This window comes from Okeania hirsuta, assembly GCF_003838195.1.
GTDB classification, from domain to species: Bacteria; Cyanobacteriota; Cyanobacteriia; order Cyanobacteriales; family Microcoleaceae; genus Okeania; species Okeania hirsuta.
On the sequence record NZ_RCBY01000027.1, the window covers coordinates 42,775 to 52,923 of the forward strand.

Below are 10,149 nucleotides of genomic sequence, written 5' to 3' on the forward strand. Positions count from 1 at the left end.
ATATAAGACTTTTAGCTATTGGACACCTCCTGCAATTTGTAAATATGCCAGCGCACATTGCTATATCTCCACAAAAGAGGGAGTGGTAGGGACGTTCCATGCAACGTCCGTACAGAGTAGGGGGAAAGAATTAATAATTTCTGTGCGATAATTGATTTGATTTTTTATTATTGGAGATGTCTATTGATATAGTCAAAACATACCGTACAACCCTTTGCTGACATGACGAGTTACTGGAGTAATATGGCAATGATAGAGATGAACGCCAAAAGGTTGAGCGTCAAATTCATAAATGGTTGTTTTCCCATGACGCACTGGACGCACTCCATCTACTTCTGCTGGATGAATGCCATGGAAGTGCATTGTGTGGGCGTGACCACCTTCGTTCTCGAAAATTATTCTGACTCTTTCCCCTTCTGTTGCTCTTAATGTTGGCCCAGGCACCCGACCATTATAGTTCCAACTAATAAAGGATACTGCTTGATTTAGTTGTAATTTAGAATTAATTGCTTTAATCTGAAATTCTCGGATTTGACGACCGTTTTCTTGTTTGATAATTCCATAATCAAATTCTCTTAGGGTATTTGTAGGATTTAATTCTATAGTAGAGTTGTTGGGAATTAAGCTAAAAAAAAGGCTAAAACCCTTATTGGTCAAAGTTTATAGCGTTTTTAAGTCCTAGAATCCTGAAAACCTTATAGAATAAGCTTTTGAGCATTGTTCAATTTTTATTTCCCAACAACTCTAGTATTGATGGCTGCCCTAGCTTCGAGTGATGATGACAATGCAGGTATAATATATTGAGTGGTAATGCCAGCTAAAGTTACTCCACTACCTACTAAACCTAGCTTTAAGAATTGCCGTCTGTTCCAAATTACTGATTTTTCTGGCTCTAGGGGATTAGCCATAGTTATAGAAAGTTATTGACACTTTTTATTAAAAAGTCAATAATTAAAATATAGTTATTTTCTATTTTTTTCAATAAGTAGGGATAAAAGTAATTCTGCTTACCTATATTTTTTGATTGATATTTGCTTGAGAAGATGAGGAGGAATTTTATATAAATAATTATTGGTTAAGCAATGTTATTTTCTAAGGTTGATGGGGAGAGGTAACAAACCTACCCCATCTCTGGTGTTGCTCAGAAAAGCTATTTAGTGCGATCGCATCAAAAAAATTAGGTTTATAAAAACGGATGCTTAGTTTCTAGAAACCGTTACGACCCCAGACTACCATCGAAATAGAGAAGCCGAACACAACTAAAAGTGAAACCCAGCCTAATGACAAAATATCCATAACTACATTTAGAAAAAGGTAAACATTTACTTCAAATTTTATAATATTTGATTTAGGGTATTTTGACTATCAAAAGTATCAAACAGAATAATAATATTAAGTTTATCGCAATTTGCGTATCAATTTAAGTATCTTAACCAGTCTTGAAAACAATAGTAAGATAAGTGAGACAAAAAACTGATGGTTGATACCCTTCGGTGGTAATCAATAATATGATATATGGTCAAATACTCATCAAATTTTACCTTTGCTGAAAGAATAGAATCTCTAAAAGCAGGAACTATAGCTGGTATTTCCCTATTTTTAACCTCTGGGGCGATCGCTTTCGGCAACAGCCTATTTTTGGCCCATAAGTTTGAGTTATTGGCAGATTTAGAAATTATAGCTCTAGGCTGGAATTTTTTGTTTCAGTGCGCCATTGCTTTTATTAGTGGTTTTCTGTTTGGCGTGACTTATCGTTATATTATCCGTCAGGACAGCAACCCCCATCTAAAATCCGGAGCAGTCGTGGCCTTTGGCAGTGTCAGAGGTTTGGGACAAATTGATGTGGGATTAAGTTATGAGGATAGGTTTCTTGATTTATGGCCTTTAATGGTCTTGGGTATAGAAAGTGTAGTGGCTTTTGCTGTGGCTGGCCTTGTTTTGGATTGGAGTATTAATCAAAAGTGGATAAAATCTTTTCCTTCTGTTCCTTCTCTACCTAATGAAGATGAATAAATATTTAGGGCGTTGGTGAATTACTGTATGATATTAACCTTAATTACTTAGGGCTTGCTGATTAAATATAAAAGCATTGACATATAAAGACAAGTGCCTTTTTGGGAACGAAAAAAGTGCGCCTGTTTCAGCTCTTCACGCTCAAAAAGTTAGTATTTTAGGCGCATAGTTGGGCAGAAAAATCATTCTTACAAAACGCCCGCTCCTACTTCCTCGCTCCCGACCCTTTTCTCCTGTCTCCTGTCTCCTGTCTCCTGTTTCCTACCCCTACTAAAATACTTTTTCAGCAAACCCTACTTAGGAGTCAGGAGGACCGAGTCAGGAGAAAGAAATGTGCTTTTCGGTCAATTCAGTAAAGACAATATCTAATCTTGCCATTCAAATAATTACTCTTAATTTACCTAAATTACTGATTTCATACCTCCAATCACCAATGGCATATTTAGCAATAAAAAAGCGGATGATTTTTGGTAAATAATCACAAAAATTTTCTCAAAATAGTTGATATTTTTCTTTGGTATTGGAGAAAAATGAAGCAATCCGATTGCTCTTTCTCTAATCCTAAATAATATGTAATTTCTGGGCAGATATTCACATTTTTTAGACGGATTGCTATGATAATTTTAGAGATTTACTCTAGGTTATATTAATCAACTGTAGTCACGCAACATTTTTTTGATTTCCATATTATGTAACTCTTCTTGACCAATCATGGTACGAGCATATTCTTCTAAATATATACTTGCGTTTTCTACAACTTGCAAGAAGCTTTTATATAGTTGTAAAGCTTTAGCTTCATGGTTAAGGCTTTCCTTTAAAAGGTCTGGTACTGAATGTTGATTTGTTTCTTCAATTGGAGCAACTTTTAATGTGGGGTGACCTTCTAAACCTGTTAATATTTCTCCTGCTTGTTGAGCATGAAGTAAAGATTCATTTGCTTGGGCTTGAAAAAATTGTACAATTGGTATGCGATTAGGTCCTGTTACCATTAGGGAGTAGTGAGTATAGCGCACTACTCCTGCTAGTTCAAATTCCATAATAGAGTTTAATAACTCTACAGCTTTTTGTGTATTAAGTTCTATCATTTTAGTTTCTCAAGTCTTAATTTTTTCTGCTTAATTTTCACTTCTGAATTATATACATTTAATCAACAAAATACATTATTTTAACTTTTATTTAAGATTGAAATATATTAATTTTCTCTATAGATAATTTCAATACAAAACCTTTTTCTACCCCTACTACTAAGTTACTACTAAGTAAATAAGGAATATATTAGTAGGGGTAAATAGTACAATAAAAAAAACTTTTTTAAAATTAATTTTCTTCTGGTACTGGGGTAGGTTTTGCCACAGTTATATCATTCTTCACAAAGTCTAATTGTTGAGGACTAATAACTTCTTTGACCGCCAGTTCATTAATATCTTTGTAAGGACGATTTTCTTTAATTTTTTCTGGTAGCTCCGGTATGTTTAACTTGATTGCTAATTTTTTTAAGTCTGAGTCTGAAGCATCATTTATATCTATTTTGCTCATGTTGTCAGTAGCAGTAGATACTGGTGAATTTAAACTATTAGGACTAGCGTTAGGATCTACAGTTGGAGTAGTTGTATTTGCACAGGAACTCATGGCAATTAAGCTAGCAATAATTCCAGATAAGGATAGAAAACGAAAGTGATTCATCATATTAGTTAAGTAAGTTTTTTGGCTCATGCTAAGACAATTAAATATTGTAAGGGGTCTCAAAAATATTGACAATTTTTTACATATTAGTTTTTTTTATTTTATCTTTATTAAAGTCATAATCCTATCATCTTATTTTTGATAGTAATAGTTATTAACTCAAAGTTTAAAAGCAATTTTAAATCTTTAAAAGATAAATAGTGACAGAGGTGGCTAAAAGTGAATAACGAATGGGTGTGCTATTTGATTTCTCTGGCGTTGCTACTATAACCATCTCTCCACCCTGCAATACTTCTAAGACTTATGGGTAAGGGATAGCTTTGAAAGGGGGAATGCCTTCTGCCTTATTCAAAAAAAATTTTAAAACTTAATTATTATTTTGTCCACATATAGCATTACATAAATAGGTTAGGGAAATTATAAACACTCAAACTCAGTCAGGGATTGCTTCTGACTTATGACTTCTAACTTCTGACTTGCGCTACGCGCTATAATGCCCTCCCCAGGGATTGTTAATTTTTATAAAAAAGTGTTTGCTAAATAACAGAGATGTGTATGAAAGAATGTCAAAAAAGTAAGCAACATAGATTTTGAGAGAAATAGTTACTCATGTCCATAATTCTCTATAAATCAAAATCCCATGGCTAAAATTTTCTTACTTTCAACATCCTATCTGTACAACTGTAAAAGTAATGAAGATGAGAAAACAGCTGTTAATATGGTCAACATTGGCCTTTGTCATCCCTAGTGCTTTACTCAGCAGTTGTCAAACCCAAACAACTGAAACTGAGACCGAGCAAACCCAAACAACTGACAATACTCCAGGTACTCTCAAACTTCGTGCCAACGGAGAAGACTTTGTCAGAGAAGGTTTCGTGACTAAAGATGGGTGGAAAGTGACATTTGACCAACTTTACGCGAATTTAGTGGAAGTCACTGCCTACCAAACAGACCCACCCTATAATGCTGAAACGGGAGGAAAACCAGAGGCAAAAGAAAAGGTCATTCTTGCTCAAACTAAAACAGTAGACTTAGCAGAGGGGGATGAAACTGCGGAAGCTATTTTGGTAAGTGAGGTATCTGCACCTCCTGGTCGCTACAATGCCATCTCTTGGAAAATGCCCAAAGCAACGGTTGGCCCTGCTCAGGGTTATTCTCTATTAATTAATGGCACAGCAACTAAAGATGGTCAGACTATACCTTTTACCCTCAAAATTGACCAGGAGCTAGAATTTACCTGTGGAGATTTTGTTGGAGATGAGCGTAAAGGTATTCTCCAAGGTGGAGATACCGCAGAATTGGAGGCAACATTCCATTTTGACCATCTTTTCGGTGATGGTGGTGCCGCCTCAGATGATGAAATTAATACAGGAGCATTAGGTTTTGCACCTCTAGCAGCGATCGCCGAAGGAGGAAAAGTTGAAGCAGATATGGCTACATTGAAAAGCAAACTTTCCCCTGCTGACTATCAAAAGTTAATGGCAATTTTACCCAGTTTGGGTCATGTCGGTGAAGGCCATTGCCATGAGTCATTAGTAAGTCAAAATTAAAAAGTCAAAGATAATTTTTGTCTATTGCCGCTACGCGGAAGTTAAAAGTCAAAAGTCATGCATCGAGTGCGTAATTCTGAGGTGTCCTCAGAATGTAAGACGCACTCAATACAGTCAAAAGTATTGATTGGTAAGGCTTTTAGGATTTTGTAACTGGTTAGTTATTTCTGCCATCCTGCACTAGTAATTTATTGGACTTTTAGCCTTGTAAGAAATCTCTTGAAGAAGGAGACAGGAGACAGGAGACAGGAGACAGGAGGAAAATTACATGGGGATTCGCTCCCCCAAGTAATGCGTGAACACCCCCGTTGACGGTGGGGTATTAAACCCACAAAGAAATCTCATAAATTAAATTGGGTAATTTAGTAATTCGGGATTTTCTATAAAATAAATCCTATTTTATTATAAATAATGGCAAGATTGCTAAGGTAAAAATTATACATAGGTAAAATATGAAATGGCAATTTGCTATTCCTTTAATATTTTTATCTTCAGTAAGTTTACAGGGAAAAGCCATCGCTCATGGAGTGAAAATTCAACACCAAATTACTCAGGCAATTAAGATTAATGCTACTTACGATACTGGCACTCCTTTACCTAATGCTTCTGTCACAGTTTATGCTCCTATCGAACCAAATAAAGTTTGGTTAAAAGGCACAACTGATGAGCAAGGAAATTTTATTTTTCACCCTGATTCTTCTCTGTCTGGAACTTGGGAAATTAAGGTGCGTCAAGCTGGTCATGGTGGGCTGGTCAGTATTCCTTTTCAAGTAGATGAATCTAACAATTATCATAATCATAATGTCAGCAAAAATCACAAGTATTTAGCCAATATTTCTAATGATTATAATCCGCTACAAAAAGGATTAATGATCGGTTGTACTATGTGGGGTTTTGTGGGAACTACTTTATTTTTTTGGCGATTTAAAACTCAATATCGACCACAAGAAGAACATTAGAATAATGGTAAGCATTTCCTGCGGAATGCTGCGCAAACAGCTATCAGCAGTCAGCTATCAGCAATTAGTAATGAATAATTATTTCTCAGGTTTGTTTCTGGGACTTTGGCAGTAACTTTTTATTCTTTTTCAATTTCAAAGGTTGCTTTTTTGTTCCTGGGACTTTGGCAGTAACTTTTTATTCTTTTTCAATTTCAAAGGTTGCTTTTACGCAGACCCAAAATTACTAGCTGATAGCTAATAGCTGACGGCTGAATGCTTATAATATTTGACCTTTGTCAGGATAATTTTAAATCTTCAATAATGCACATTTCAGAAGGTATTTTGCCTGCTCAACTATGTATTAGTGGCTATGGGATTACTTCTTTAATTACCTGGTATTCTCTACGCCAAATTAATCGTTTACCAAATCCTCAAGCTAGTATTCCTAAAGCTTCTTTATTAACAGCAGCTTTTTTTGTGGCTTCTAGTATTCATATTCCTATTCCACCAGCTAGCGTTCATTTAGTATTAAATGGTTTGTTAGGAACTGTTTTGGGTTATTATGCTTTTCCAGCTATCCTGGTTGGTCTATTTTTTCAAGCAATAATGTTCGGACATGGTGGTTTAACTACTTTAGGAATTAATGCTTTAATTATGGGAATACCTGCGCTTTTGGCTTATCAAATATTTCAGCTACGTCATATTTTAGGAAATGGAATTAAGGAAAATTTATCTATGAGTATTTTTGGATTTATTGCTGGAGCTAGTGCTATTGGAGTTTCTAGTTTAATATTTTTTACGATAATTATTACAAATATACCTTCTGGGTTTGATACTGTCTTAGAGCAGAGAGTAATTTATGGATTAATGATTTCTCATATTCCTTTGATGGGAATAGAAGGTATTTTGACTGCAATGATTATTAGTTTTTTGCGTCGAGTTATGCCAGAGCTTTTACCTTCTTAGGACTGTTGTTCAGAAATCTATAAAAAGTCAGAGGATACTGGTTTTTAAATTTGAAAATTATGGGTTGAAACTCTTACTAGAGAAGATGATTATGGAAAATAGGTAAGGGAGAAAATTTCACAGGTTATAGCAGAAGGAAGAAGACATAAGTAATAAGGAAAAATCTGGCGTTGTCTGAGTTTTAAGTTTTTGATATGTCCTCACCTTTCCTTCGACTACTATATCCTTCAAATCAATCTTGAATAACTATTAGTTAGTCATTTCAGTTATCAGTTATCAGTACCGACCGCTGTTTGCGCAGCATGACCTAGGAAAGCAAGAAGCTTGAAATCTGAAATATTCTCTTTCTCTTGGTCGATTTGATATGGCGAGGAGACCCGTTCTTACAGACCCGCTCCCCTGTTAGCGTTTGCGGTAGCATTCCGGAACGGAAAGCTTTGCGGTAGCAAACGCCACCCCACCCTACGGGAAGCTCCGAAGATCGACCGCTGTCTTGGTTGATTGGATATGGCGAGGGGACCTCGCCATCCCTCAACCGCTTTTTATCCCCTTAAAAGGGGAGACTTGAGGTCAGGACTTTTCGGTGATAGTTAGTCAAATTTTTAACTACAACTTTCTTTTGTTATTTGTTCCTTTGTTTTCAAAGTTAGGTGTTAGATTGAGCAGTAAACTTTTCTCGTCTACAGCTAATAGTAGTTACCATAAGGTATTAGGTAATACCAAGCGTGGAAAAAGCAATGCTACAAAAAAAACTGAAAATTATGCCTAAAAAAAACTTCTCCAATCCTATAATTTACCTATTTCGATTTTTTTCTCATTTGTTTATTATACCAAGCGTGAAAAAAGAATACTTAACTTAGGTGACACTTCAATTATTAAGTAATTAACGCAGACTGAATAACTTTTTTGATAATTAGCACGCCAGTTATTGTTAATTATTCTTATGTTTACTACTCCCCCTATTCCACTCCTGGGAGGGGGAGGGGTTAGGGGTGGGTCGCCTACTGCCCCACTCAAAAAGGAGAGGAGACAATAATTATTAATTGTGGAAAATCTACTACCTAATACCTACTATAGTAATGAAATTTGCTCTAGATGAATATGCCAATTTAAACTCTCCAATACATCGGTGGGATGTGAGATATAAACTTATTGGTTTAATGGCATTAATGTTTGCTTTTGCTACTGTTAAGAATTGGTATTTAATTCCATTAATGCTCTTAGTAACAATTCTGCTTTATGGAGTTTCAAACCTACCTTTATCATTTTTAATTAGTCGATTACGTTATCCAGGGTTTTTTTTGTTAGGAGTAATCGTATTATTACCTTTTTTATCTGGTCAAACAATTATTTGGCAATACGGATTTTTGACAATTCGTCAGGAAGGATGTCTGGCAGTTATATTAATTGTTAGTCGTTTTTTTGCCATTATGACTACTTGTTTAATTTTATTCGGTACAAGTTCGTTTTTAACAACAATAAAAGGGATGAGGCAGTTAGGAATTTCTCCCATTATTACCGATATACTGTTGTTATCTTATCGTTATATTTTTGAAATATCTAATCAACTTAGTATTATGCTTAAAGCTACTAGATTAAGAGGTTTTCAACGAAACAAATTTAGTTGGAGAAATTTATCAGTTTATGCTGCTCTTACAGGTAGTCTTTTAGTGCGAAGTTATCAACAAGCAGAACGAGTTTATCAGGCAATGTTGTTGCGCGGTTATGGCAATGTGTTACACAATGAAAATAATAGAATATATTTCAGTTATACAAACAATCTTAAATATAGCTCTGACTCAATATATCTATTCCTATCTCTGATAATTGCTGCTAGTTTTGCCATGGCAGAAATATTTTTTTTTACTGTTAATAATTAGTCATTGATAAAATGCAAGACGATTACCCAAAAGCTGGAGTCTATGTTAAAGATTTATTGTTTGAATATCCACAAAATGAACCGATTTTACGGAGTCTTTCATTGACAATTAAGCCTGGAGAAAGAGTCGCTTTGTTAGGACCTACAGGTACAGGAAAAAGCACTTTGATGGAAATTTTAGTAGGCTTAAAAAAACCTGTATCTGGTGAAATTTGGATTCAAGGAATTCTTCTAGAAGAAAAAACTTTATCTCAAGTACGTCGTCAAATAGGTTTTTGTTTCCAAAATCCTGATGACCAACTATTTATGCCTACGATTTTAGAGGATATAACTTTTGGTCCGCTTAACTATGGTTTATCTCCAGAAACTGCTACAGAAATTGCTCATAATTTGTTAGTAAAATTTGGTTTAGAAAAGTATGCAGATCGATCTGTATATGAACTTTCAGGAGGTCAAAAAAAATTGGCTGCTTTAGCCGCTGTTTTAGCATTAAAACCAGAAATTTTAATATTAGATGAACCCACTAATGGTCTAGACCCTTTATGGCGAAAAAATTTAGCTAAAATCATCTTACAATTACCAGTTAAAATTATATTAATTGCTTCCCATGATTTAAACTGGGTTGCTAAAGTAACTCAACGTGCTTTAATTTTGCAATCTGGTCAAATTCAAGTAGATACTTCTACTCAAAATATTATTCAAGATAGTTCAACTCTTGAATACTACGGTTTACCCATTGATTATTAAGAAGGTCTTAGGTAGTAGGTGGTAGGTCTTAGGGAAAAGCATTGGCAGTCCTACAACTCACATTCCGCACTTCAATTTGTAACATTAAAAGTAGTAGAAAAATCCGTAACTTGGTAGGTATTTATACTATATAGCTCCTACATTTGACCTTTCTCAGCAGTCAGATTTTCAGGAAAATACTAAGTATAAATACTCAATTACTTACTCCTATTGACCACTATATATAATTGTCTCCTGTCTCCTATTCTTCATATTATATGATGTCCGGATAATTAGTGATCAGAAAACTCTCTCCTTCTTCTCCTGTTCTTCTTCTTCCTTCTTCTTTCTTCCCTCCTGACTCCTGAGGACTGACTCCTGAGGACTCCGT

Annotated in this window: 11 protein-coding genes; 6 read left to right on the forward strand and 5 right to left on the reverse strand. The window is 35.0% G+C overall.

Going from position 1 to position 10,149, the window contains the following annotated elements; translation table 11 throughout:
• Positions 1 to 192: 192 nt before the first annotated feature.
• The 3 genes from D5R40_RS07175 to petN form a co-directional block, all read right to left on the reverse strand.
• Positions 193 to 657 carry a multicopper oxidase domain-containing protein gene (locus tag D5R40_RS07175; protein WP_338043167.1) on the reverse strand — a complete coding sequence of 155 codons (465 nt, stop codon included), beginning with the start codon at positions 655 to 657 and terminating at the stop codon, positions 193 to 195.
• A gap of 71 nt (positions 658 to 728) precedes the next feature.
• Positions 729 to 908 (reverse strand): hypothetical protein, encoded by a 180-nt coding sequence (locus D5R40_RS07180; RefSeq protein WP_192901101.1) that lies wholly within the window; start codon positions 906 to 908, stop codon positions 729 to 731.
• Between the two features lie 298 nt (positions 909 to 1,206).
• The gene (gene petN, locus D5R40_RS40855; protein ID WP_124144543.1) at positions 1,207 to 1,296 is read right to left on the reverse strand and encodes a cytochrome b6-f complex subunit PetN; all 90 of its coding nucleotides are present in this window, start codon (positions 1,294 to 1,296) and stop codon (positions 1,207 to 1,209) included.
• A 219-nt stretch (positions 1,297 to 1,515) separates the two neighbouring features.
• On the opposite strand from petN, the gene D5R40_RS07190 reads away from it, so the two are divergent.
• Positions 1,516 to 2,013 carry a hypothetical protein gene (locus D5R40_RS07190; RefSeq protein WP_124144542.1) on the forward strand — a complete coding sequence of 166 codons (498 nt, stop codon included), beginning with the start codon at positions 1,516 to 1,518 and terminating at the stop codon, positions 2,011 to 2,013.
• A 650-nt stretch (positions 2,014 to 2,663) separates the two neighbouring features.
• On the opposite strand, the gene D5R40_RS07195 is transcribed toward D5R40_RS07190, so the two are convergent.
• Both D5R40_RS07195 and D5R40_RS07200 read right to left on the reverse strand, forming a co-directional pair.
• Positions 2,664 to 3,098: a ferritin-like domain-containing protein gene (locus tag D5R40_RS07195; RefSeq protein ID WP_124154429.1), complete on the reverse strand. Its 435-nt coding sequence runs from the start codon at positions 3,096 to 3,098 to the stop codon at positions 2,664 to 2,666.
• A gap of 232 nt (positions 3,099 to 3,330) precedes the next feature.
• Positions 3,331 to 3,699: a helix-hairpin-helix domain-containing protein gene (locus D5R40_RS07200; protein WP_161564948.1), complete on the reverse strand. Its 369-nt coding sequence runs from the start codon at positions 3,697 to 3,699 to the stop codon at positions 3,331 to 3,333.
• Positions 3,700 to 4,424: 725 nt separating this feature from the next.
• On the opposite strand from D5R40_RS07200, the gene D5R40_RS07205 reads away from it, so the two are divergent.
• The 5 genes from D5R40_RS07205 to D5R40_RS07225 all read left to right on the forward strand — a co-directional run bounded on the left by D5R40_RS07205 (position 4,425) and on the right by D5R40_RS07225 (position 9,779).
• Positions 4,425 to 5,246, forward strand: coding sequence for a DUF4382 domain-containing protein (locus D5R40_RS07205; protein WP_339379461.1), 822 nt, complete (start codon positions 4,425 to 4,427; stop codon positions 5,244 to 5,246).
• Positions 5,247 to 5,698: 452 nt separating this feature from the next.
• Positions 5,699 to 6,205: a carboxypeptidase-like regulatory domain-containing protein gene (locus tag D5R40_RS07210; protein ID WP_124144539.1), complete on the forward strand. Its 507-nt coding sequence runs from the start codon at positions 5,699 to 5,701 to the stop codon at positions 6,203 to 6,205.
• A 303-nt stretch (positions 6,206 to 6,508) separates the two neighbouring features.
• Positions 6,509 to 7,153 carry a cobalt transporter CbiM gene (gene cbiM / locus D5R40_RS07215; protein WP_124144538.1) on the forward strand — a complete coding sequence of 215 codons (645 nt, stop codon included), beginning with the start codon at positions 6,509 to 6,511 and terminating at the stop codon, positions 7,151 to 7,153.
• A gap of 1,079 nt (positions 7,154 to 8,232) precedes the next feature.
• Positions 8,233 to 9,033 (forward strand): cobalt ECF transporter T component CbiQ, encoded by an 801-nt coding sequence (gene cbiQ, locus D5R40_RS07220; RefSeq protein ID WP_124144537.1) that lies wholly within the window; start codon positions 8,233 to 8,235, stop codon positions 9,031 to 9,033.
• Positions 9,034 to 9,044: 11 nt separating this feature from the next.
• A complete protein-coding gene (locus D5R40_RS07225) occupies positions 9,045 to 9,779 on the forward strand; it encodes an energy-coupling factor ABC transporter ATP-binding protein (protein ID WP_124154431.1) in 735 nt (244 codons plus the stop codon).
• The last annotated feature ends 370 nt before the right edge of the window (positions 9,780 to 10,149 follow it).

Excerpts from the sequence above, each read along its gene's own strand:
- petN (WP_124144543.1), bottom strand. The coding sequence starts at position 1,296 with ATGGATATTTTGTCATTAGGCTGGGTTTCACTTTTAGTTGTGTTCGGC.
- D5R40_RS07225 (WP_124154431.1), top strand. The coding sequence starts at position 9,045 with ATGCAAGACGATTACCCAAAAGCTGGAGTCTATGTTAAAGATTTATTG.
- cbiM (WP_124144538.1), top strand. The coding sequence starts at position 6,509 with ATGCACATTTCAGAAGGTATTTTGCCTGCTCAACTATGTATTAGTGGC.
- D5R40_RS07195 (WP_124154429.1), bottom strand. The coding sequence starts at position 3,098 with ATGATAGAACTTAATACACAAAAAGCTGTAGAGTTATTAAACTCTATT.
- D5R40_RS07180 (WP_192901101.1), bottom strand. The coding sequence starts at position 908 with ATGGCTAATCCCCTAGAGCCAGAAAAATCAGTAATTTGGAACAGACGG.
- D5R40_RS07190 (WP_124144542.1), top strand. The coding sequence starts at position 1,516 with ATGGTCAAATACTCATCAAATTTTACCTTTGCTGAAAGAATAGAATCT.
- D5R40_RS07210 (WP_124144539.1), top strand. The coding sequence starts at position 5,699 with ATGAAATGGCAATTTGCTATTCCTTTAATATTTTTATCTTCAGTAAGT.
- cbiQ (WP_124144537.1), top strand. The coding sequence starts at position 8,233 with ATGAAATTTGCTCTAGATGAATATGCCAATTTAAACTCTCCAATACAT.
- D5R40_RS07200 (WP_161564948.1), bottom strand. The coding sequence starts at position 3,699 with ATGATGAATCACTTTCGTTTTCTATCCTTATCTGGAATTATTGCTAGC.